This is a genomic window from Moraxella sp. K02, assembly GCF_041154755.1.
Lineage (GTDB): Bacteria > Pseudomonadota > Gammaproteobacteria > Pseudomonadales > Moraxellaceae > Faucicola.
In genome coordinates this window covers 1,529,718-1,552,312 of sequence record NZ_AP031590.1, presented here as the reverse complement: position 1 = coordinate 1,552,312, position 22,595 = coordinate 1,529,718, and the positions used below count along the sequence as shown (strand labels likewise).

Here is a 22,595-nt window from a genome sequence, read left to right as displayed (position 1 = left end):
AATACCATCCCCGATGGCATGCACCGCGGCATCATTATTGATGGCGACAGCTAGATGATTACCTTGCCGTTTTACGTTTAGAAAAGGAATCCTAATATGAGTATTTGTATCACTGCCACAGGATTATATACCCCGCCTTACAGCATCAGTAACGAAGAGTTGGTCGCTACTTTTAACCAATACGTTAACAACTATAATGCAAAAAATGCCGATGCCATCGCCCGTGGTGAGAAGACAGCACTTGTGCATTCGACGGCTGAATTTATCGAAAAAGCCTCAGGTATCAAATCTCGCTATGTGATGGAAAAAGACGGAATTTTGAACCCAGATATCATGGCACCTGTGATTCCTTATCGCAAGCTTGGCGAAGAGATGTCCATCATGGCAGAAATGGGAATAGATGCGCTCAAACAAGCGCTGGACAATGCCGGTCTACAAGGTAAAGATTTAGACGGTATTATTGTTGCTTGTTCAAACTTCCAGCGCGTTTATCCTGCGATTGCGATTGAAATCCAACAATATATTGGTATGCAAGGCGGTTTTGGCTTTGATATGAACGTCGCCTGTAGCGCAGCAACCTTTGGTATCGCCCAAGCGGTCGGTCTGATTAAAGCTGGCACTGCCAAACGTGTCGCCATGGTCAATATCGAAATCACCTCAGCGCACCTCAACTGGCGCAACCGTGACAGCCACTTTATCTTTGGCGATGTGGCAACAGCGACCATCATTGAAGAGCTTGCAACACCCAAAGGCTATGAAATTTTAGATAGTCATCTGTTTACCCAGTTTTCAACCAATATTAAAAATGAATACGGCTTTTTGGATCGTAGTGAATTCTTAGCCGCTGGCACACCGATGTATCCTGATATCGACGCGCCTGTGACCGACAAATTGTTCTTGCAAGAAGGTCGCAAAGTATTTCGTGAAGTGTGCCCTGCCGTGTCCAATTTAATCCTTGAACTGCTCCATAAAAACCACGTTGAGCCACAACAGCTCAAAAAAATGTGCCTGCACCAAGCCAATGCCAACATGATTGATTTGATTTTACGCACCGTGTTGGGCAAAGAAGCGGATAAGTCGATTGCGCCTATGGTGTTAGCAGAATATGCCAATACCAGCTCAGCCAGTCCTATGATTGTGTTTCATAAACACCAAGAAAATATGCAGTCAGGTGATTTGGGTGTGATTTGCTCGTTTGGCGCAGGTTACTCAATTGGGGGTGTGTTGGTCAAAAAAGTCTAAGCTTTTTATTGCCTCTCACGAAACCCATGCAAATCCCCCCAAAATGTGGCAAAATATCCGATTATTTTGCCATTTTCTATTTTTAAGCCGTAAATTAAGCCAAAACTATTAAGCCATTATTTTTAAGCTATCATTATGAAAGAATCTTTACGTTTTCGCCTTGACCAAATGTCTGACCGTTTCGAAGAAGTCACCGCCATGTTGTCTGAGCCAGAAACCATGAATGACAACAAAAAATTCCGTGAATTATCGGTTGAGCACAGTGATTTATCCGCATTGGTCGATGTCTGGGGCAAATACCGCCAAGCGGAAGAAGATTTGGCAACCGCTGAAGAAATGCTGTCAGATTCAACGGGTGATGGCGACATGAAAGAAATGGCGCAGGAAGAAATCCAAGCCGCCAAAGACACCATCAATGAGCTTGAAGACGTGCTCAATGTGATGATGCTGCCTAAAGACCCGAATGATAAAGTGCCTGCCTTCTTAGAGATTCGAGCAGGGACGGGCGGCGATGAAGCGGCAATTTTTAGCGGCGATTTGTTCCGTATGTATGAGCGTTATGCGGCAACCCAAGGTTGGACAGTGGAAGTATTGTCCGAGAACGAAGGTGAGCATGGCGGCTATAAAGAAATCATCAGCCGCGTATCGGGCACGGGTGTGTATGGCCGCTTAAAATTTGAGTCGGGCGCACACCGGGTGCAACGGGTGCCAGAGACTGAAAGTCAAGGACGGGTGCATACTTCGGCTTGCACGGTCGCGGTGATGCCAGAGGTTGAGATTGATGATACCGTCGATATCAACCCTGCCGACTTGCGTATCGATACTTATCGTGCCAGTGGGGCAGGTGGTCAGCATATTAATAAAACCGACTCTGCGGTGCGTATCACCCATATCCCAACAGGCACGGTGGTTGAATGTCAGCAAGAGCGTAGCCAACACGCCAACCGCGATAAAGCTATGAAAATGCTGGTATCCAAAATTCAGCAAGAAAAAGTACAAAAACAAATCGATGCGTCAAGTGATATGCGTCGCAATTTGGTCGGTAGTGGTGACCGCTCGGAGCGCATTCGCACTTATAATTTTCCCCAAGGGCGGATGACCGACCACCGTATTAATTTAACCTTGTACAAACTCGATGCCATTATGCAGGGTGACTTAGATGAGTTACTTGACAGCCTACTGCGTGAGCACCAAGCCGATTTAATGGCATCGGTGAGTGGGGAAGAATAAGATGGCAAAATTTTTAAATACCAGTGGTACGACATATCATCTTGAAGAAATGATAAAGAAGGCTTCTGACCGCCTTATTTTAATTAGCCCTTATCTAAAGCTCAATGAACGAGTTAAAGAATTACTCGAAGACAAAAATCGCCTAAAAATTGATATTCGCATTGTATATGGTAAGAGCGACTTACAACCTGAAGAAATTAATTGGCTCAAAAATTTAACGTTCATTCGAACCAGTTTTTGCAAAAATTTGCATGCCAAATGCTACATGAACGAGAATGAATGCATTATCACAAGTTTAAATTTATATGAATTTAGCCAAATCAATAATAATGAAATGGGCATTTTGATCGCTCGTGATGCAGATAATCAGCTATATAGCGATGCATATGAAGAAGCGCAGCGTATTATTCGTATTAGTGAAGAAGTGAGAATGTCAGTTGACAAGGTAAATGAAATGTCAACGACATCAGAAAATAAAGAGTATGGCAAAATAACGATTGCTAAATTAGCCAGTCAGTTGGGTATGAAAACCTCAGAACTCTCTGCCAAAATGATTGAAAATGGTTATTTACAAGAAATTGCAGGCGAATTGCGTTTGACCCAACTTGGTAGTGAAAAGGGTGGTGAGGAAAAACGCGGCAAGTTCGGTATTTTTACCATTTGGCATAAAAATTTTAACTTTTGATAGTGTAACTAAAATTGTGGGAAAACATCATGTCACAGCAAAACCAAACTGAAAATGCAGCAACCGAAGCGCATTTGGAAGATAGCCAAGACGTCAATGAACTTATCAAACAACGTCACAGCAAACTTGATTTAATCAAACAAGCCGGTAAAAACCCTTATCCAAACCAATTCAAACGCAAAGAATACGCCCAAGACTTGCAGCAGCAATTTGCCGGTAAAGACAAAGAAGCATTGGCAAACAGCGATAAAGTGATGGTGACTGTCGCCGGTCGTATCATGCTTAAACGCGTGATGGGTAAAGCCAGCTTTGTGACGATTGCCGACATGACAGGTCGTATCCAAGCCTATGTCAGCAAAAACGACTTGGGTGAAGATATTTATAATGACTTTAAAACATGGGATATCGGTGACATTATTGGCGTGACAGGTTATGTATTTCGCACCAACACCGGTGAATTATCTGTGCATGCTACCGAAGTACAGTTATTGACCAAATCATTACGCCCACTACCAGACAAATTCCATGGGTTAAGCGATACAGAGGCTCGCTATCGTAGCCGTCATCTTGACCTGATGACCAATGAAGACAGCCGTAACGCCTTTATTATCCGTAGTAAAGTCATTGCTGGTATTCGTGAATATATGCTAAATGAGCGTTATATGGAAGTCGAAACCCCGATGATGCACGTCATCCCAGGGGGCGCTGTGGCTCGTCCATTTGTCACCCATCATAATGCGCTTGATATGCCGCTTTTTTTACGCATTGCGCCAGAGTTATACTTAAAACGTCTAGTCGTCGGTGGTTTTGAGCGTGTGTTTGAGATTAACCGTAATTTTCGTAACGAAGGGGTATCGGCGCGTCATAACCCAGAATTTACCATGATTGAGTTTTATCAAGCCTATGCCGATTACGAAGATTTGATGAAACTGACCGAAAATATGTTTGAAAAACTGGCAAACGATATTTTAGGTACCACGGAGATTGATTATCAAGGTGAAGCAATTAGTTTTAAAGCACCATTTGAACGCTTGCCAATGACCAAAGCGATTGAAAAATACGCGGATAATTTTGACATGAGCAAAATCGCAGACCGTGATTATCTAGCGGATTATGCCAAAAACGTACTCAAACAAGACGTTAAAGATATCTTTGGGATTGGCAAACTGCAAACCATCATTTTTGAAGAAACCGCAGAAACCAAACTGCGTCAACCAACCTTCGTCACAGAATATCCTGCCGAAACTTCACCGCTAGCACGTCGTAACGATGACAATAGCGAGATTACTGACCGTTTTGAGCTGTTTATCGGCGGGCGTGAGATTGCCAACGGCTTTAGCGAACTCAATGACCCAATCGACCAAGCCGAGCGCTTTAAACAACAAGTGGCTGAGAAAGACGCAGGCGATGATGAAGCGATGCATTATGATGCAGAGTTTATCGAAGCATTGTCCTATGGCTTGCCACCGACTGCAGGCGAGGGCATCGGTATTGACCGTTTAGTGATGTTATTTACCAATGCACCGAGTATTCGTGATGTGATTTTGTTCCCCCATATGCGCCGTAAAGACGTTTAAAAAATGCCAATATAGCATTAATATAGCGTTAGCTTTCAAAACCGCAGTCATTATGGTGACGGCGGTTTTTTATGATAATCCAGTCCTCATCAAAGCCAGCCGTCATTGAATACAGTAATGAAGCCAGTAATGTCAAAGATATCTTTTGAAACAAAACTAATAAAAAATCGGCTCAACTCACCAAATAATCAGTGTTAGACTAAACTGTATTTTTCGCTCAAACCCGTCTATTTTCTGACCTATCGTTGAGAAACGTTGACTATGACAGACCCCCGTTCAGACAAGCCTTTGGAAACCCCACCCGTTTTGCCGCCTACGTATCGTAAACCTAACAAATTTACTCTAATACTACCTTGGATTTTGTTACTGCTACTGCTGTTGGTGGGCTTGTGGATGATGACCAAGCCACAGTTGCCTTGGCAAAAAAATCAAGCGATGGTAGCCAGTCAGCCCGGTTGGCAGCCGCCGAAATCTGAGCCTGTCGATACTAAAAAACTCGGTGACAATCCAAATGCTGCGGTGGCATCTTATCACAATGCTGTTGCCGTCGCTGCCCAGTCAGTCGTCAATATCTATACCACGCAAAAAATCGAGGAACATCCCTATATGAATGACCCGATGATGCGCCGCTATTTTGAATATCACGGTATCCCCAATGGCGAGAGCGATAATACCAATTTAGGCTCAGGTGTTATTATTTCGCAAGATGGCTATATCGTCACCAACTCGCATGTGATTTCCAAAGCCGATAACATTATCGTGATGCTCAATGATGGTCGCAAGGCAACGGCGAAAGTCATCGGCAACGACGTGGAAAGTGATTTGGCGGTGATTAAGGTTGCTTTGATAGGGCTGAAACCCTTAGGATTTCGCGAACAGTCGACCCAAGTGGGCGATGTGGTGTTGGCAATTGGCAACCCGTTTGGGGTCGGTCAAACTGTCACCCAAGGTATTATTTCGGCAACGGGGCGCACGGGACTGGGTATTAACACGGTGGAAGATTTTATCCAAACCGATGCCGCTATCAATCCCGGTAATTCAGGGGGTGCGCTGGTCGATGCTTATGGTCAGCTGGTTGGTATCAACACCGCGATTTTTTCACGCTCGGGCGGCTCAATGGGGATTGGATTTGCGATTCCTACCGAGATTGTTAAGCTTGTGATGAATGGCATTATTAAAGATGGTAAAGTGCGCCGCGGCTGGCTTGGGATTGAATTACAAAGTTCGATGAAAGACCCAACCAAGCTAGGTGATGACACGCAGGGCGTTGAAGTGATGAACGTGATGCGTGATGGTCCTGCCGCCAAAGCGGGCTTGCAAAAAGGAGATATCATCACCGCGATGGATAATAAACCTGTCAATGATGCCAATACACTAATTCAATTGGTCGCACGCAAAGCACCCAACAGTGTGGTCAATCTACAAGTGATGCGTAATAAAGCACAAAGCAGCGTCAATGTGACCCTAGGTGAAAGACAACCCCAAGAGGCTTTGACCGAGCTACCCACGTCACAAAACTTTGACCAAAATAATGACAGCGCTAATCAAAATGGCGCCAGCAATGAGGATGACATTCCAGCAGAATTAATGGAATTATTGAAAAAACAGCATTAAGCGTTATTTAAAACTTTAAAAGTTTGCTGCGTTATGGCTAGTCGGGTGCCTGCTCTGGCTGCCTGCTGTTATTACCTGCTTTCATTACCTGCTAAGGTCAAACTACGACCGCCATCCACTGCAATAATTTGCCCTGTGATATACGGGGCAGCTGCCAAAAATACCGCCACTTGCGCGATATCTTGCGGTGTGCCAATTCTTTTTAACGGTACGGCATGGCAGATTTTTTCAATCGTTTCAGCGGTGAGGGCTTGCTCAGTGCCTTCCATGGGTAGAATGTTGATACCCGGCGCGATACCATTGACGCGGATATCGGGCGCTAGTTCGATTGCTAGGGACTGCACCATCATTTGGTGTGCGGCTTTTGCCATGTTATAGACTGTATAACCCCCAAATGGCTTGCCATTGGCGTGAATGTCCAAAATGCTGATAATGCAGCCTTGCGATTTTTTTAGATAAGGGTATAAATACTGGCTGATAAATAACGGGGTTTGCGCATTGGTCAAAAATAAATTTTGCCAATCTTGCTGGGATATTTGACCAAAGGGCGTTGGGTAAAAGCGTGAGGCATTATGAACCAGACAATCCAATCGACCAAAACCGTTGATTATTCGCCAAGTCAATTGTGGCAACATTTCAAAATCCTCTAAATCCCCTTGCACGCTTTTTGCTGACTGTGGGCGAATGGCATTACAGTAATCAACAAGTTCAATGGCTTCTGATTCACTGGTATGGTAATGGATAATGATATTATAATTGGCTTGGTGCAGTGCCAGCACAAGCGCCCGACCAATTCGTTTCGCGCCACCTGTGACACACGCCACTCGGCACGGATTGGATAATTCGCTCATCGCTGCTTGATTCAACATCATTTGCTACCTATGTCTATTTGATTAAGCGTTTATTTGATTAATCAGTTTGTCGTTTTAATTATTCATGCTTTAATCCATATAAGCCCAATGGGTTGGGATTGGAAAACCTCATGATTATCACACACCTTGAACGAGCGACACAACTTTATCAAGCGCTGCAGGATTATCAGCAAAGCACCCATGCCTTTAGCCAAAGCCTCACCGAATCACGCACCAAGTCCTAACGATTTACCTTAATTTCACATAAAAAAAGAGCAGGGCTTATCCTGCTCTTAATTTTTGACACTTAAAAATTAGTTAGCTTTAAAATAGTTAACTTTAAAAAAATTAGTTACCTTGCTCAAGCGTTTGTTGATAGGCTTGGTCAAAATTGACAGGCGCAAGTAACAATTGTGGGAAGCTACCACGGGTCACAATGTCACTGACTACTTCACGGGCATAAGGGAACAATACGTTTGGACAATACGCACCTAAAATTGCGCCCAATTGTTCTTCAGGGATATTTTGCAACATAAAGATGCCCGCTTGATGTACTTCTGCGATAAATGCGGTTTCACCACCGTTATTGGCAGTTACATTAACCGTTAATATTACTTGGTAATGGTCATCGTCCAATTTTTCAGCGGCACTTGATAGGTTGATATCAAGCTCTGGTTGCCATTCACGGGTAAATACATCTGCACCCGGTACTTCTAATGACATATCTTTTACATAGATACGTTCTAGTGCCAGTTGTGGTAAGTTTTGTTCGTCTGCCATGGTAGTGTCCTCAATTAACTGTTCTTACGGGAATTATAACAATATGACAGCTTTAACTTTTTCTAAAAACTATCAACTGTATTTATAATGGGGATTATTTATCTAGTAAAGTTCTATTAAAGTTTTTTAATCTGCGAACGATTAATCCGCTAATAGACCATCAAGTTTGCCTTGACGCTCAAGACCAGCGAGTTGGTCATAACCACCGATGAAATTATCGCCAATAAAAATTTGCGGTACTGTGCGGTAATTATTGGTTTTTTGCGCCAATGCCTGACGTTCCTCTGTGGTCACATCATACATGTTAACTTCTTCAAATGCTTGGCCTTTGTTTTTTAATAACATTTTAGCTTGCATACAATAGGGGCAAGTCGGTGTGGTATAAATTTTCACCATAGCCATAACAATCTCCTTATCTCTAGATTTTTTAAAATGGGTTAAAAGCTTATTATCAGATACCGATTGAGATAAAAGCGTTATTGATAGTTATGGGGCTTGGCGATTTAAATTTCAAATTGTGAACAGCCAACCAATCTTATTTGGTTTTGCCGGACACGGTTTTTTCTACCACTAAAGGTAAACCTGCGGCTTGCCAATTGGTAATACCACCATCGAGACGATAAACGTTGTCGTTACCAATCATTGCCACTGCGGTACCCGCCGTCATACCCATTTGACAAACGATAATAATAGGATGGTCAGCACTGCGAAGTGCGTCAACGTGATCTTTTAGCTCAGTAAACGGGATATTGCGGCTGCCTTTGATATAGCCTTTTTCAAAATCTTTTCGTGGGCGGATATCAATCAGCTGAGCGTTTTGGTTGTTAACCATCAAGCCCACTGCATTTGGATTGATTTTTTTGCCGCCGCGTTTGTTCTCAAGCATAAAAAATAGCACAATTAGCACAAACATGGTGCCAAATAAAAATGGGTGATGACCCATAAACTCAAACCAACGTTCCAAGATATCCTCCACAGGGGCATGTCGTCAAAATTATCGTTTGATTGCCCATAAAAAATTGACTGTATTATAACGGTAGTTGTCAATTTTAAGAAACTTTTATTTAGTCTACTATTTAGTCTAAAACCGCAAGCTTAAAAATCCTGCGAGGCCGCTTCTTGTTGCAAGAGCACCAAATTATCCACCCGCCTTGCTAGCACTTGCCCGTCTGTCACTGCCTGCCACATCGCACAACTGGGCGTGCACTCGGTATGTTTGCAATCGCGAAAACGGCAGTAGGGTGCAAGCGGTGCAAGCTCGATAAAGCCTTGCAAAATATCATCAGGGGTCAAATGCCAAAGCCCATATTCGCGAATACCGGGCGTATCAATAATGGCACCTTTGCTAAGCGCCATCGGGTCAAACGCTAAAAATCTGCTGGTGGTGGTGGTATGTTGACCCAACTGTGAAATGGTTGAAATTTCATTGACTGATTGTCCTGCAGCAGGCAATAACTGGTTGACCAAGCTGCTTTTGCCAACCCCTGATTGACCAGCAAAAATCACATTCTTGCCGGCAACGGTGTTTTTTAGCTCAGTTAAATCACCATTCGATTGGGTGACCAAAGTGGCATAGCCAAGCTGTTGATAGGCTGACAGTAGCTCTGTTACCTCGCTATGACTGCCTTCTGCCAACAAATCGGCTTTATTTAAAATCAGCAATGGCGTGATGTCTGAGTGATGGCAAGCCACCAAATACCGATCAATCAGCTGGGCAGACGGTAGCGGTAGCGGCGCGAATACGACCGCTAAAATATCGACATTGGCGGCAATGGGTTTGAGCTTGTGATAACGGTCGGGGCGGTTGATGATGCTTTGTCTATCATAAATCGCTTCAATGCGTCCAAGCCCTGTATTTGGGTCAGCGACAAAGCGGACTTTATCCCCAGTGGCAATCAGTGGCAAGTTGGTACGGGTGTGACAACGCCAAACACTGTGCAGGGTGATGGGTTGCCAAAACGGTTCTGGCTGGTCAGCGGCGACAATCGGTTTTTCAGGCAGGGTTTGCGGTAGGCTAGTGGCTTGGACTTCGAGCTGCTTGCCAAAGTTTGCGACAACAATGCCATCCATCAGCTGGGCATCGTCCAGCACTTGCTGGGATTTTTGTTGTTTTTCGATGCGGCGGGTTTGCTGGTCAGTGAGTTTACGTTTACGGATTAACGCCATACGCTATCTACTACCTCAGCCACTAGGGGATTTTCTACCATATTAACACCTTATAAAATTTTGCAATACTTTTAGACTCGCTACATGAGCACCCATGAGCAATCGCCAACAAAACCGATATTTTACCTGTAAAATCTGCTAAGATGGCGGATTATTTGTTAAAGAGTATGAAAAGGCAACAGTATGGCGGTTGATAAAAAACATCTGATTTGGATTGACCTTGAGATGACAGGTCTAGATACCCTCAATGATACCATCATCGAAATAGCGACGATAGTGACTGACAGTGAACTCAATATCCTAGCCGAAGGTCCTGTGTTTGCCATCCATACGCCTGACATTGTGCTCAACAGCATGGATGATTGGAACACGCGCCAACATGGGCAATCAGGACTGATTGACCGTATTCGCCGCAGTAACGTGACGATGGCTCAAGCAGAAAGCGAAACCATTGCATTTTTGAGTAAATATGTCGAATCAGGACGCTCACCGATGTGTGGCAATTCGATTTGCCAAGACAGACGGTTTTTGGCACGTCAAATGCCAACGCTTGAGCGGTTTTTTCATTACCGCAATTTAGATGTGTCAACGGTCAAAGAGCTGGCTTATCGCTGGCGCCCCGATATTTTGTCAAGCTTTGAGAAAAAAGGAAATCATTTGGCACTTGATGATATCCGTGATTCGATTCGTGAACTGCGCCACTATAAAGAGCATTTTTTTAAATTTATTGGTTAACAGTAAAATTTTTAAAACGATACAATTCATATCATAATACTTGAAATTATCCAAAATTTTAGGCATCATAAGCTGACAAAAGGAATTTGTTAGCTTGACTTGGTACAAGTAAATCGAGATATAAGTAAATCAGCGTGAGTGTAAATCAGTGATAGTTGCGAGCCCACCGCAAATAAACTGGTTGTATAAACTCAAATTTATTTCAAGCCAGATTTATTTTAAGTCAGCGTTATTTTAAGCCAGTGGGTGACCTTTGACACTGGCTTTATTCCTATCTCATGGACGACATTAGGAGCCAATCATGGACAATCTTGACACCCAAACCCCGCAGTCTACCCATCCTGATTATCAAAGCTACCGCTATCAAAGCTACATCGACCAATTCAATATTGACGAACTTGAACAGCAAATCCTGCAAGGTTGCCGCATCAATGGTATCAACGCCTATGTAGAATGTGTGGGTCGTCATGCCAACTCTGATAAGGCAAATAAAGTCGCGCTAGTGCATGAAGACACCCAAGGTAATATCCATAAAATCACTTACGCACAGCTCGATAAATTAAGCGGTAAAATGGCAAATCTGCTTACTGCTTTGGGGGTGAAAAAAGGCGATCGGGTATCAACCATGCTGCCGCGTACACCGACTTTGTTAGCAGTGATTGTGGGTGCATGGCGCATCGGTGCGGTATATCAGCCATTGTTTACCGCATTTGGTGTCGATGCGATTGAATACCGCCTTGAAAAAGCCGCTACCAAAGTGGTTTTCACCGACAGCCATAACCGTGAAAAATTCAATGACATAAATCCACTACCAAACATGGTGATGGTGGGCAGCGAGCAAGCCGCCAAACAATATGGCGATTGGCATTTTGATAGCCTAATGGCAGCGCAAAGGGAAGACTTTGAACCTGTGATGCTAACAGGGGAAGATCCTTTCTTGCAAATGTTTACTTCAGGTACCGTGGGCAAGTCAAAAGGCGTGGCAGTACCAGTTAAAGCGCTAACCGCATTTTATTTGTACATGGTACACGCAGTGGGTCTAAGCGATAATGATCAGTTTTGGAACATGGCTGACCCAGGTTGGGCCTATGGCTTGTATTATGCGATTACAGGACCTTTGCTAGTCGGTGCTACTACCCACTTTAATGAGTCAGGGTTTGATGCCAAGCATACATTAGATTTTATCAAAAACCATAAAATCACGAATTTAGCCTCATCACCCACCGCATTTCGTATGATGAAATCAAGTGGTGTTTTTGACAACAAAGCTGATGAGTTACCGCTATTGACGCGTATTAGCTCAGCGGGTGAGACGTTAAATACTGAAGTGGTAACGTGGATTAATGACCATCTTGGCGCATCTATTCTTGACCATTATGGACAAACCGAATTGGGGATGGCGTGCTGCTGTCATCATAAGTTAACCCATGATCAGCCAATTGGCTCAATGGGTATGCCATTACCAGGTTATCGCTTGGCGGTGCTCGATGAAAACTTTAATGAACTAGGGGCAGGCGTCCAAGGTCAACTAGCCGTTGATGTGGCGAACTCGCCATCCTTATTTTTCCAAGGTTATACGTGGAACGAAAAAAATCCGTTTGAAAATGGTTATTATCTGACAGGCGATATGGTCGAACAGCATGATGATGGCACTTTTTGGTTTGTCGGGCGTGATGACGATATTATTACCACTGCAGGGTATCGCGTCGGTCCTACCGATGTCGAGAACACGGTAATGGAACACCCGTCGGTAGCAGAGACCGCAGCGATTGGCGTGCCCGATGATATACGCGGTCATATTATCAAATCCTATGTTGTGCTCAAAGACGGATATACAGGTAATGACCAGTTAGCCAAAGACATTCAAAGCTTGGTGCATGCACGGTTATCTGCCCATGCGTATCCACGTATCGTTGAGTTTATCGATGCCTTGCCAAAAACCCCAAGCGGTAAAGTGCAGCGTTTTATGCTGCGTAGCATGAGTGAGGCGCACTAACAAAAATTTTATCCCTATGCAAAAGAGTATCTAGCGTTAGCTAGGCTTTTTTTATCAACTAAAAATAACAGGTTAACGGAAAAACAATGCAAGTACAAAATAATACCTTTTTAGTCACAGGCGGAGCGTCAGGTCTAGGTGAAGCGACAACCCGTTATTTGGTGGCGCATGGCGCAAATATCATCATCGCTGATCTCAACCAAGAAGCCGGTGAGAAATTAGTGGCTGAATTGGGCGACAACGTGATTTTTGCAAAATGTGACGTCACTAGCGAAGCAGATGTCAAAAATGCGATTGAGGCGGGTGTGACCAAATTTGGGAAATTATCAGGGTCAATCAACTGTGCCGGTATCGTGGTGGTGCAAAAATTACTGGACAAAGAAGGCAATCCAGCCGATTTAACCACCTTTGCCCGTGGTATTCAGATTAACCTCATCGGTACTTTCAATGTGGCGCGACTGGCGGCGGCGGCGATGGCAAAAAATACTGCAGACAGTAATGAAGATAAAGGTGTGATTATCAATACCGCTTCAATTGCCGCATTTGATGGTCAGGTCGGGCAGGGCAGTTACTCGTCATCCAAAGCAGGTGTGGTGGGCTTAACCTTACCACTCGCGCGTGAGCTGCAGCGTCATCAAATACGTATCATGACCATCGCCCCAGGGGTGTTCGGCACACCGATGATGGCAAGCCTGCCAGAAGCTGCCCGTACCAGTCTTGAACAAGCCGTCCCTTTTCCTAAACGTTTGGGCAACCCAGAAGAATTTGCTAAATTGGTGGTACATATCATCGAAAATAGCTATCTTAATGGCGACGTCATTCGTTTGGACGGGGCTATTCGCATGGGTTAATTTAGGTGATTGTTGCCAGTAACTGCGCACAGTGACTGGCAACAGAGCCTATCAATTTAGCCATTTAAAAAAGCCACTCTGAGGAAGATTGGCTTTTTTATTAACAATTTCACCGGGACTATTTGGTAAGTCACTATTTGGTGAGTATTAGGCGGTTATTACGGGTCAATCGAAGACGGTATTCTTCGCCGTCATGCTGAATACGAATCTCTTTGGTCAGCGCAAATAAATGATTGGAATATAGCGTAGGCAAGGAACTTTGTTGGATGAGATTGGCGCGATTTAATAAGTGTAGCATGGGATACTCCTTTTCTCTGTAAGATGGACGAATAGTGTTTTTAATTGATAATGATTATCATTTATATTTAATGGGTCGTCAAGTGACTTTTTTCACTTTTTCATCAAATTTAATGCTTTATAATGGGTAACAATCAATAGTTTGAGAAAAATATGTCAAAAGTCGTCAATGTGGCAGTCGCGGTGATACATTTTAACAATCAATATTTACTGGGATTTCGCCATGCCAATCAACACCAAGGCAATCGCTATGAATTTGTCGGGGGAAAAATTGAGCCAAATGAAACCCCAACACAAGGGTTAATCCGTGAAGTCCATGAAGAAATTGGTTTGGATATCGCGCAAAATACCGCAGTCAAAATGGGGGTGATACGTCATGATTATGCTGATAAAACCGTGGCATTGCACGTTTTTAAAATTCAAGTGAGCCAAGCGCAGTTTGATGGTTTACAACAGGATAAAGGCAAGGAAGGTCAAAATGTCACATGGGTTCATCAGTCAGACTTGCTTGCCAATCAGTACCCATTGCCCGATGCCAATGCCCGCATTTTAGAGTGGTTAAAATTGCCTAGTGCGATTTATATCACGCAGCCTTTAGATGGCTTCGTTGGTGTGGATAAATGGGTTGATTTTTATAGCCAAAAACTGCCTCACGATGCCCATTGTTATCTTCGCCCCCAAACCAGCCATGAAAATGCCACCGCTATGATTGATGGCTTACTAACCCTGAGGGCGGATATTACTCCGATTATTCAATATGCAACACGTGAGCACCTATTTGAGCGTTTAGATGCGTGGTTAAAAAACGGCATGGTGCATTTGAATCACCAACAACTCATGACGCTTGATTTCTTAAATTTATCAAAAAATTGTCGCTATTTTGCCAGTTGCCATGACCAATATAGCCTAAGTAAATTAAATACGCTGGCAACCTCGCATACTGTCATGGGCTGTTTTTTATCCCCGGTGAAAGCCACACCGACACACCCAGAAACCTTTCAAAATGGGGGCATGGGCTGGCAAGCGTTCGGCGAATTAGCAAAGCTTAGTGATGTGCCGGTGTTTGCACTGGGCGGGGTGGGGCAGGCAGATTTAGCCACCGCCTATGAACATGGGGCGATGGGAATCGCGGGTATTCGGTTATTGATCGACAAGGTATAAAAAGTAGCCAGCAGGTTGACTTTTTTTACAATTTGGTTACATATTTTGTGGGTGGTATGAGCGGTTTGCTTTTTTAACTTACTTTTTTGACTTAGTTTATTAACTTGCTTTTTTAACTCAATTGGTTTGCTATCGAAACTGTGTACAATCTTTAACCTAATGAAAAACGTCCATAGCCGTTTGGGCGTTGCTATTTGACAATAGCGCATTCATTGTAACAACTGGCTGACAAAAAGTGCCCCAATAGTCACCGTTTGAGCGTTTATTTTGGGCTAAAATGATTACTTTGATGACTAATAAAATCACCAATCACAATGACCAACTAAGGTGACATACACAATGAAACTGATGAATAAAAAAACGCTAGCAGTGGTAGGTATTGCAGGGACATTGCTTGCGATGAGTGCTTGCTCCACCACCCCCACAACCGAAACCACCGCCAAGCCCACAGGCGTTGGCAAAGCTCAGGCCGTGCAAAGCGTCGATTTAAACCGTTATGCGGGCAAATGGTACGAAATCGCCCGTTTACCGATGTTTTTTCAGCGTAACTGCGCCAGTGATGTCACCGCCACTTACACCCTACAACCGACAGGCAAGGTGGAAGTCAATAACCAATGTATGGGCAAAGATGGCAAACCCATGCAAAGCATTGGTGAAGCCACCAAAAATGGCGACAGTAGCAGTAAACTCAAAGTTACTTTCTTGCCGCAAGCATTGCGTTGGTTGCCTGTGGGTAAAGCTGACTATTGGGTACTTGATTTAGACCCCAATTATACCCATGCGTTAGTGGGTACGCCAAATCAAAAATACTTGTGGATTTTATCACGCACGCCCACGATGGATGAAGACACTTATCAAACAATGGTCGCTACTGCAAAATCTCAAGGCTATGATGTCAGTAAATTGCAAAAAACCGTACAAAATAGCCGATAAGCTTGCTAGCTGAAACACCCTGCTTTAAAATTGCTAAAACGCCTAAATTCCGTTACAATTTAGGCGTTTATTTCTTGCTGCATTTTCCATAGATTTTATTTTTCCTTCACAAAAAAAGGTCATACTATGTCTGCCAATCTCTACCAAGACCACCTCACCACTCGCAAAAATCAAGAAGCCCAAGCGGTTCAGTTATTAGTTGAGCTAAATACCCTAGCCAATAAAGGCGTCAATGTGTTGTTTTTTGGCAACCGCATTGCGCTAAATCTTGTTGATATCATCGCTCATCATGACAAAAACGCCCTTAACATCGCTGATACACTTGCCTTTGCCACCGCGTTAAATGACCAAAATCTAAGCCATACCACAGTGGACTTGGGTCAAGCGCTAAAATCAGGCAAACAAGCCGACAGCTTTACCAGCGGTGACGAAGTGCCTGCGACTGATGTCGTGTTGTACGGTTTTGGTCGTATCGGTCGTATTTTAGCTCGTTTGCTGATGAGCCGTCCTGCCTCAGACAAAGGCTTACAATTAAAAGCCATCGTCGTCCGTCCAGCCGGTGAAGCAGATTTGGAAAAACGTGCAAGTTTGCTTGAGCGTGACTCGGTACATGGCTGGTTTGATGGCTCAGTGGTGGTGGATAAAGCAAACAGCGGTATCATCGCCAACGGTCGTTTTATCAAAGTCATTTATGCTACTGACCCAAGCGAAATCGACTACACGTCTTATGGTATCGACAATGCCTTAATCATCGACAACACCGGTAAATGGAAAGATGAAGCAGGTCTTGGCAAGCATTTACAGTCAAAAGGTGCTAAAAAAGTGCTATTGACTGCGCCAGCGTCAGGCGATATCAAAAACATCGTCTATAATGTCAATGATGACACCATCGGCAGTGATACCATCGTATCAGCGGCAAGCTGTACCACCAATGCAATTACCCCTACGCTCAAACTCTTAAACGATAAATACGGTATTGAAAACGGTCACATGGAAACCATCCATGCGTTCACCAATGACCAAAACTTGGTTGATAACCACCATAAAGCCGAGCGTCGTGGCCGTGCTGCAACCTTGAATATGGTAATGACAAGCACAGGTGCTGCCAAAGCGGTCAGTAAAGCAATTCCAGAACTAAAAGGCAAATTGTCAGGCAGCTCGGTACGTGTACCAACGCCAAACGTGAGCCTTGCGATTTTGAATTTGAATTTCAAAAACCCGGTCAATTCAAGCGATGAACTCAATGCCTTTATCAAAGAAGCCAGTCAGAGCGAACAATGGCAAGCGCAAATTGCTTATTCAGATTCGGATGAAGCCGTTTCTACCGACTTTGTGGGCTGTGAAAAAGTGGCGATTTGGGACGCCAAATCTACGCTTGCTCAAGACAACCGTGCAGTGATGTACTTATGGTATGACAACGAAATGGGCTATAGCACCCAAGTATTGCGAGTCGCTGAAACCATGGCAAAAAATGCCTAAATGTTCCTAAGCGCTAAGAACGATTACAAAACCGCTCAAGTTTGGGCGGTTTTTTATTGGATAAAATTTCAAACATCGATTGTTCAAATTTTTCTTGCTAAAATTCATGCTATAATATTTGGTTATTCAAGAATTTAAGGAAAGTCTTCAATGCGTTTTATCGATGAAGCAATCGTAACAGTCAAAGCAGGCGACGGCGGCAATGGTATCGTCAGTTTTCGCCGAGAAAAATACGTCCCCAAAGGTGGTCCCGATGGCGGTGATGGCGGCAAGGGCGGGGATGTATATGTGGTGTGCGACGACAACACCAACACCCTCGTCGATTACCGGTTTACACGTCGCTATGATGCCAAGCGCGGCGAAAATGGCGGCGCCAAAAACTGTTCAGGTCGTGGCGCGGATGATATCTATCTATCTGTGCCCATCGGTACCACCGTGGTTGATACTGAAACAGGTGAGGTTTTAGCGGACTTGACCAAAAAAGGGCAAACGGCGAGGATTGCCAAAGGCGGTGACGGCGGGCAAGGCAATACCCATTTTAAAACCTCCACCAATCAAGCACCAAGACGGGCGACCCCAGGTTTCCCAGGCGAATTAAAAGTCTTGAAGTTTGAGCTAAAAGTAGTAGCTGATGTGGGTCTTATCGGTCTGCCAAACGCGGGTAAATCCACCTTTATTCGTCAAGTCTCTGCTGCCAAACCCAAAGTTGCCAATTATCCGTTTACCACTTTGGTACCGAATCTAGGTGTCGTGGATGTGGGTAAACACCGCTCATTTGTCATGGCAGATATCCCAGGGCTGATTGAAGGCGCCTCTGAAGGGGCAGGACTGGGTATCCGCTTTTTAAAACACGTCGCTCGTACCCGTCGATTATTGCATCTTGTCGATGTACAGCCCATTGATGGTAGCGACCCGGTAGCAAACGCCCAAGTGATTTTTAATGAGTTAGAAAAATTCTCGCCAGAGTTGTCAAAATTGCCACAGATTTTGATTTTAAATAAAATCGACCAAGTACCCGAAGAGTCATTAAACCAACTTTGTACCCACATAGTGGCAGAGCTTGGTTGGACAGGGATGGTTTTTCGTACCTCTACGCTCACAGGGGAAGGGGTTGATGCGGTGGTTTGGCATTTGATGAACGAAATCGAGCAAGAGCGCGAGATGGAAGAAACCGATCCTGACTTTGCTGAAAGTCAGCGGTTGCGTTTTGAACGACTGGAAGCGGAAGTGCGCGCCAATACGGAAGAACAAAAAGAAGCGTATCGTGCCAAACGTAAAGCTGAGCGTGAAGGTCGCGCATTGGATGAAGATGATTTTGATGACGACGACTACGATGACGATGATGGCGTGGAAGTGGTCTATGCACCTTAGCGGTGATGAAAATAGCTTTAAAAAGGTTAGCCCGCGCTAACCTTTTTTATTAGCTGAAGTTAGATAAGGACAGGTCATTTTTTTAATACTTTGACAATGTGGGGTAATTCACCATAAAACACCCCAATGCCTGTTCCCATCAAGCCGTGATTGGCAAGCGAAATGGTGGACACGCGAATGACAGGCAAATCATGCCAACCAAAATGCGTCGCCAATATTTTTTTAAAAAATTCGGTACTTTCATGATGCCCCGTATCTGTCAAATAGATAAACGCGGGTTGATTTGCGGCAAGTTTTTCGACGGTTTTTCCCATGGTAGTCAGGGTTTTTTCAAGTTTGCGCACTTTCTCCACCGCGACAATCTCGCCAATTTGATTAATTTGCATAATCGGTTTGATATCAAATAAGTTGGCAACAAATGCGGCAGGGGCGGACAATTTTTTGTTGCGAATAATATAGTCCAAGTCACTGAGGGTAAATAAAAATTCACTGCGACGTCGCAAATCGTCAAGCTTTTTTGCCACCTCTTCAAACGATTCACCCTGCTCAATCAATACTTTTGCCTCGTATGCTAGCGCCCCTTCAGCAATATTGAGTGTTTTGGTGTCATACACAAAGATGTGCAGACGATTGGCATAATGTACTTTGAGTTCTTCTAGCATGGGCAAGGTTTGGCTAAATTTGGACGAAATACCGCAAACAAATACCTCAGTGACCCCGCGAGCAATCAAATCATTAAACAATAGATGCATCTCATGGATGGATGGCGGAAATGTCCTCGCCACCGATTTGAGGTTGGTTTTCATGATGGTTGCCAGACGCTCATTGGTGATATTTTTACCATCGATAAAATCAACATTATTGATGTTTACGTGTAAGCGCAGAATGTCCATGCCTTGGGACAATTCAAGGGCTTCAAGACAAGATGAGGAAGTGGTGACAACAGCTCTTTTCATAAATTTGATAAACCCAGTAGCACATGAAGATGAGCAAATTTATATAAAAGCAAAGTTGATAGCAAGTTATCCTCATCTAAATTAAGAAAACCTCAAGTCGATATTTTTTAGTTGACAATTTCAATTTGTTTTTTCAATGGTTGCTATTTGATTGGGATAAAAATGCATATGAAAAAAACGTGTGATATTTAACGGCTACCGGCATCGAATTAGCATTTATAAAGCCAGTAAAAATTGTTACAATGCTCAGCCAAGCCATTATGGCATTTCATTTGATTAAAAAATTGCACTTGACTGATTATGACTGCCAACGCCTCACCTAGCTCAACTAAAAAAGCCCTTAAGTCCAACACCATTGTGGTAAAAATTGGTTCATCGCTACTGACCAATAATGGAAAAGGCTTGGATCGCACCGCAATTTATGAATGGGCGAAGCAAATTGCCAAGCTGCATAATGAAGGATACCAAGTATTGCTAGTATCCTCAGGGGCAGTGGCAGAAGGGGTGGTGCGGATGAATTTGGAAGAACGCCCCAAAAAACTACAAGCCTTGCAAGCCTGCGCCGCCATTGGGCAGATGGGCTTGATTGAAACTTGGTGGTCGGCGTTGATTCAGTATGGTGTACAAAGCGCACAATTGCTGCTGACACATGACGATCTTGCCAATCGAAATCGTTATCTCAATACCGCCAGTACGTTAAATCAGCTACTTGAATGGCGCGTGCTACCTGTTATTAATGAAAATGACACCGTGAGTGTTGATGAAATCAAATTTGGTGATAATGACAGTCTAGGTGCGATGGTGGCAGCCATGGTCAAAGCTGATTTATACATTATATTGACCGACCAGCAAGGCGTATTCACCGATAATCCTCGTACCAACCCCGATGCCAAGCTAATTAAGAGCGAACGAGCAATGGCAGATTATTTGTTTGATGTGGCGGGGGATGGTGGCAAATTGGGTCGTGGCGGGATGATTACCAAAATTCGCGCGGCAAGGCTTGCGGCAATGGGTGGTTGTCCCACCGTGATTGTCAGCGGCAGCATCGATAACGTGATTAATCGCGTGGTCAAAGGGGAATCCTTAGGTACGATGCTCACCACCAATGACGATGATAAACGCATTGCCAAAAAACAATGGTTAGCCGCGCATCTGCGTATGGCAGGTCGCTTGGTGATTGACGATGGCGCAGTGGATGCCATCATCAAAAATAACAAAAGTTTATTGCCTGTCGGGGTGATTGAAGTGCAAGGTGATTTTGATGAGGGGGATGTGGTGGAGTGCGTTGATAAAACAGGGGTACGTATCGCGGTCGGTCAGGTGGATTTCTCATCAAATGAAGCTCGGCGCATCGCTCGCAAACGTAATAGCGACATCGAAGCGATTTTGGGTGAAAATGAGGAACGCCACGTGATGGTACATCGTGATAACATGGCGATTATCGTATAATTTTCGACAATTTTTGATTGAAATTTAACTACTTTTAGACTGATTCAATAGTATTTTTACCCAATAGTATTTTTATCCAAGATTATTTTTAAAGGCAACGACATGACCCATAATTTTCCGATGTTAAAAAATGACCGCATTTTAAGAGCCATGCGTTTTGAATCTGTGGATGTGACCCCTGTGTGGATGATGCGACAAGCCGGTCGATATTTGCCTGAGTATAAAAAAACCCGTGCCCAAGCCGGTGACTTTCTATCGCTTTGTAAAAATACCGATTTGGCGACAGAAGTCACCATTCAGCCATTTCGCCGTTTTGAGTTGGATGCGGCGATTTTGTTTAGTGATATTTTAACCATTCCTGATGCGCTCGGATTGGGTCTGTATTTTGAGGCAGGGGAAGGTCCAAAATTTCACAAAACTGTCAGAAGCATGGCAGAGGTTGAAGCCTTGCCAACCGTCGCGATGGCAGATGCACTCGACTATGTGATGAAAGCGGTGACCAGTATTCGTCATGTGTTGGCAGGCCGTGCGCCATTATTTGGCTTCTCGGGTAGTCCGTGGACGCTAGCGACCTATATGATTGAAGGCGGTAGTTCTAAAGAATACCGCTATGCCAAAGCCATGTTGTATGGCGAACCTGACACCTTGCATGCGCTGCTCGCTAAAATCACCGATGCCGTGATTGATTATTTGCTAGCGCAAATAGCAGCGGGCGCGCAGTTAGTACAAATTTTTGATAGTTGGGGCGGGGCATTGGCGCACCGCCAGTTTGTTGAATTTTCACACCATTACAACACTAAAATTGTCGCGGCGATCAAAGCAACATACCCAGAGGTACCTGTGGTATTGTTTACCAAAGGTGGCGGATTGTGGTTAGATACCCAATGCCACAGTGGCGCGGATGCACTAGGACTTGATTGGACAATGCCACTGGATAGAGCCCGCAGCATTGTCTTTGAACAGCAAAAAGAATTGACCAAATTGCACAAAAAGCTGCATACAGGCATCGCGCTGCAAGGTAATCTTGACCCCGCGACATTATTTGCATCGCCTGAGCATATTCGCCAGCAGACGCATTTGATGTTACAGGACGCCTATAGCCTCGGTGACAAAACAGGCTATATAGCAAACTTAGGTCATGGCATTAACCAATGGGTTAATCCTGACCATGCCAAAGCTTTTATTGATGCGGTGCATGAGTACAAACTTTAATACCAACATT

The 22,595-nt window shown here is 44.1% G+C and carries 21 protein-coding genes; 14 read left to right on the top strand and 7 right to left on the bottom strand.

What is annotated here, in order from left to right; all coding sequences use genetic code 11:
• The first annotated feature begins 96 nt into the window (after nt 1-96).
• The 5 genes from ACAM39_RS06920 to ACAM39_RS06900 all read left to right on the top strand — a co-directional run bounded on the left by ACAM39_RS06920 (nt 97) and on the right by ACAM39_RS06900 (nt 6,348).
• On the top strand, nt 97-1,242 hold the full coding sequence (locus ACAM39_RS06920) for a beta-ketoacyl-ACP synthase III (RefSeq protein WP_369627133.1): 1,146 nt from the start codon (nt 97-99) through the stop codon (nt 1,240-1,242).
• A gap of 135 nt (nt 1,243-1,377) precedes the next feature.
• Nucleotides 1,378-2,472 carry a peptide chain release factor 1 gene (prfA, locus tag ACAM39_RS06915; RefSeq protein ID WP_060994394.1) on the top strand — a complete coding sequence of 365 codons (1,095 nt, stop codon included), beginning with the start codon at nt 1,378-1,380 and terminating at the stop codon, nt 2,470-2,472.
• A gap of 1 nt (nt 2,473) precedes the next feature.
• The gene (locus ACAM39_RS06910; protein ID WP_369627132.1) at nt 2,474-3,157 is read left to right on the top strand and encodes a phospholipase D family protein; all 684 of its coding nucleotides are present in this window, start codon (nt 2,474-2,476) and stop codon (nt 3,155-3,157) included.
• Between the two features lie 29 nt (nt 3,158-3,186).
• On the top strand, nt 3,187-4,734 hold the full coding sequence (lysS, locus tag ACAM39_RS06905) for a lysine--tRNA ligase (protein ID WP_369627131.1): 1,548 nt from the start codon (nt 3,187-3,189) through the stop codon (nt 4,732-4,734).
• A gap of 255 nt (nt 4,735-4,989) precedes the next feature.
• Entirely contained in the window at nt 4,990-6,348 is a 1,359-nt protein-coding gene (locus ACAM39_RS06900) for a S1C family serine protease (protein WP_472828139.1), read from the top strand.
• A 71-nt stretch (nt 6,349-6,419) separates the two neighbouring features.
• On the opposite strand, the gene ACAM39_RS06895 is transcribed toward ACAM39_RS06900, so the two are convergent.
• From ACAM39_RS06895 to rsgA, 5 genes are all read right to left on the bottom strand, one after another.
• The gene (locus ACAM39_RS06895) at nt 6,420-7,220 is read right to left on the bottom strand and encodes a pteridine reductase (protein WP_369627129.1); all 801 of its coding nucleotides are present in this window, start codon (nt 7,218-7,220) and stop codon (nt 6,420-6,422) included.
• Between the two features lie 327 nt (nt 7,221-7,547).
• Complete coding sequence (secB, locus tag ACAM39_RS06890; protein ID WP_007114956.1) at nt 7,548-7,979, bottom strand: protein-export chaperone SecB; 432 nt, start codon at nt 7,977-7,979, stop codon at nt 7,548-7,550.
• 141 nt (nt 7,980-8,120) lie between these two features.
• Nucleotides 8,121-8,381, bottom strand: a complete 261-nt coding sequence (gene grxC / locus ACAM39_RS06885; RefSeq protein ID WP_036589920.1) for a glutaredoxin 3 — start codon at nt 8,379-8,381, stop codon at nt 8,121-8,123.
• Nucleotides 8,382-8,514: 133 nt separating this feature from the next.
• On the bottom strand, nt 8,515-8,943 hold the full coding sequence (locus tag ACAM39_RS06880; protein ID WP_007114958.1) for a rhodanese-like domain-containing protein: 429 nt from the start codon (nt 8,941-8,943) through the stop codon (nt 8,515-8,517).
• A gap of 131 nt (nt 8,944-9,074) precedes the next feature.
• A complete protein-coding gene (gene rsgA, locus ACAM39_RS06875; protein WP_369627128.1) occupies nt 9,075-10,145 on the bottom strand; it encodes a ribosome small subunit-dependent GTPase A in 1,071 nt (356 codons plus the stop codon).
• A gap of 183 nt (nt 10,146-10,328) precedes the next feature.
• Here rsgA and orn point away from each other — a divergent pair, with 183 nt between their 5' ends.
• The 3 genes from orn (at nt 10,329) to ACAM39_RS06860 (ending at nt 13,727) form a co-directional block, all read left to right on the top strand.
• Nucleotides 10,329-10,880: an oligoribonuclease gene (gene orn, locus ACAM39_RS06870; protein WP_099808247.1), complete on the top strand. Its 552-nt coding sequence runs from the start codon at nt 10,329-10,331 to the stop codon at nt 10,878-10,880.
• A gap of 301 nt (nt 10,881-11,181) precedes the next feature.
• Nucleotides 11,182-12,876, top strand: coding sequence for an AMP-binding protein (locus tag ACAM39_RS06865; RefSeq protein ID WP_369627127.1), 1,695 nt, complete (start codon nt 11,182-11,184; stop codon nt 12,874-12,876).
• A gap of 86 nt (nt 12,877-12,962) precedes the next feature.
• On the top strand, nt 12,963-13,727 hold the full coding sequence (locus ACAM39_RS06860; protein WP_369627126.1) for an SDR family NAD(P)-dependent oxidoreductase: 765 nt from the start codon (nt 12,963-12,965) through the stop codon (nt 13,725-13,727).
• Between the two features lie 133 nt (nt 13,728-13,860).
• Here ACAM39_RS06860 and hemP read toward each other — a convergent pair whose 3' ends face one another.
• Nucleotides 13,861-14,025 carry a hemin uptake protein HemP gene (gene hemP / locus ACAM39_RS06855; RefSeq protein WP_007114963.1) on the bottom strand — a complete coding sequence of 55 codons (165 nt, stop codon included), beginning with the start codon at nt 14,023-14,025 and terminating at the stop codon, nt 13,861-13,863.
• Between the two features lie 152 nt (nt 14,026-14,177).
• Between hemP and ACAM39_RS06850 the strand changes: the two genes are divergently transcribed.
• The 4 genes from ACAM39_RS06850 to obgE all read left to right on the top strand — a co-directional run bounded on the left by ACAM39_RS06850 (nt 14,178) and on the right by obgE (nt 18,968).
• Nucleotides 14,178-15,185, top strand: coding sequence for an NUDIX domain-containing protein (locus ACAM39_RS06850; protein WP_369627125.1), 1,008 nt, complete (start codon nt 14,178-14,180; stop codon nt 15,183-15,185).
• A 339-nt stretch (nt 15,186-15,524) separates the two neighbouring features.
• Nucleotides 15,525-16,118, top strand: coding sequence for a lipocalin family protein (locus ACAM39_RS06845; protein WP_369627124.1), 594 nt, complete (start codon nt 15,525-15,527; stop codon nt 16,116-16,118).
• 126 nt (nt 16,119-16,244) lie between these two features.
• A complete protein-coding gene (locus ACAM39_RS06840) occupies nt 16,245-17,597 on the top strand; it encodes a glyceraldehyde-3-phosphate dehydrogenase (RefSeq protein WP_369627123.1) in 1,353 nt (450 codons plus the stop codon).
• Between the two features lie 150 nt (nt 17,598-17,747).
• Entirely contained in the window at nt 17,748-18,968 is a 1,221-nt protein-coding gene (gene obgE, locus ACAM39_RS06835; protein ID WP_224054159.1) for a GTPase ObgE, read from the top strand.
• Between the two features lie 74 nt (nt 18,969-19,042).
• On the opposite strand, the gene ACAM39_RS06830 is transcribed toward obgE, so the two are convergent.
• Nucleotides 19,043-19,924 carry a DegV family protein gene (locus tag ACAM39_RS06830; RefSeq protein WP_369627122.1) on the bottom strand — a complete coding sequence of 294 codons (882 nt, stop codon included), beginning with the start codon at nt 19,922-19,924 and terminating at the stop codon, nt 19,043-19,045.
• A gap of 300 nt (nt 19,925-20,224) precedes the next feature.
• Between ACAM39_RS06830 and proB the strand changes: the two genes are divergently transcribed.
• Both proB and hemE read left to right on the top strand, forming a co-directional pair.
• Complete coding sequence (gene proB, locus ACAM39_RS06825) at nt 20,225-21,373, top strand: glutamate 5-kinase (protein WP_369627121.1); 1,149 nt, start codon at nt 20,225-20,227, stop codon at nt 21,371-21,373.
• A gap of 102 nt (nt 21,374-21,475) precedes the next feature.
• On the top strand, nt 21,476-22,585 hold the full coding sequence (hemE, locus tag ACAM39_RS06820) for a uroporphyrinogen decarboxylase (RefSeq protein WP_369627120.1): 1,110 nt from the start codon (nt 21,476-21,478) through the stop codon (nt 22,583-22,585).
• The last annotated feature ends 10 nt before the right edge of the window (nt 22,586-22,595 follow it).

Excerpts from the sequence above, each read along its gene's own strand:
- ACAM39_RS06920 (WP_369627133.1), top strand. The coding sequence starts at position 97 with ATGAGTATTTGTATCACTGCCACAGGATTATATACCCCGCCTTACAGC.
- prfA (WP_060994394.1), top strand. The coding sequence starts at position 1,378 with ATGAAAGAATCTTTACGTTTTCGCCTTGACCAAATGTCTGACCGTTTC.
- ACAM39_RS06910 (WP_369627132.1), top strand. The coding sequence starts at position 2,474 with ATGGCAAAATTTTTAAATACCAGTGGTACGACATATCATCTTGAAGAA.
- lysS (WP_369627131.1), top strand. The coding sequence starts at position 3,187 with ATGTCACAGCAAAACCAAACTGAAAATGCAGCAACCGAAGCGCATTTG.
- ACAM39_RS06895 (WP_369627129.1), bottom strand. The coding sequence starts at position 7,220 with ATGATGTTGAATCAAGCAGCGATGAGCGAATTATCCAATCCGTGCCGA.
- secB (WP_007114956.1), bottom strand. The coding sequence starts at position 7,979 with ATGGCAGACGAACAAAACTTACCACAACTGGCACTAGAACGTATCTAT.
- grxC (WP_036589920.1), bottom strand. The coding sequence starts at position 8,381 with ATGGCTATGGTGAAAATTTATACCACACCGACTTGCCCCTATTGTATG.
- rsgA (WP_369627128.1), bottom strand. The coding sequence starts at position 10,145 with ATGGCGTTAATCCGTAAACGTAAACTCACTGACCAGCAAACCCGCCGC.
- orn (WP_099808247.1), top strand. The coding sequence starts at position 10,329 with ATGGCGGTTGATAAAAAACATCTGATTTGGATTGACCTTGAGATGACA.
- ACAM39_RS06865 (WP_369627127.1), top strand. The coding sequence starts at position 11,182 with ATGGACAATCTTGACACCCAAACCCCGCAGTCTACCCATCCTGATTAT.
- ACAM39_RS06860 (WP_369627126.1), top strand. The coding sequence starts at position 12,963 with ATGCAAGTACAAAATAATACCTTTTTAGTCACAGGCGGAGCGTCAGGT.
- hemP (WP_007114963.1), bottom strand. The coding sequence starts at position 14,025 with ATGCTACACTTATTAAATCGCGCCAATCTCATCCAACAAAGTTCCTTG.
- ACAM39_RS06850 (WP_369627125.1), top strand. The coding sequence starts at position 14,178 with ATGTCAAAAGTCGTCAATGTGGCAGTCGCGGTGATACATTTTAACAAT.
- ACAM39_RS06845 (WP_369627124.1), top strand. The coding sequence starts at position 15,525 with ATGAAACTGATGAATAAAAAAACGCTAGCAGTGGTAGGTATTGCAGGG.
- ACAM39_RS06840 (WP_369627123.1), top strand. The coding sequence starts at position 16,245 with ATGTCTGCCAATCTCTACCAAGACCACCTCACCACTCGCAAAAATCAA.
- obgE (WP_224054159.1), top strand. The coding sequence starts at position 17,748 with ATGCGTTTTATCGATGAAGCAATCGTAACAGTCAAAGCAGGCGACGGC.
- ACAM39_RS06830 (WP_369627122.1), bottom strand. The coding sequence starts at position 19,924 with ATGAAAAGAGCTGTTGTCACCACTTCCTCATCTTGTCTTGAAGCCCTT.
- proB (WP_369627121.1), top strand. The coding sequence starts at position 20,225 with ATGACTGCCAACGCCTCACCTAGCTCAACTAAAAAAGCCCTTAAGTCC.
- hemE (WP_369627120.1), top strand. The coding sequence starts at position 21,476 with ATGACCCATAATTTTCCGATGTTAAAAAATGACCGCATTTTAAGAGCC.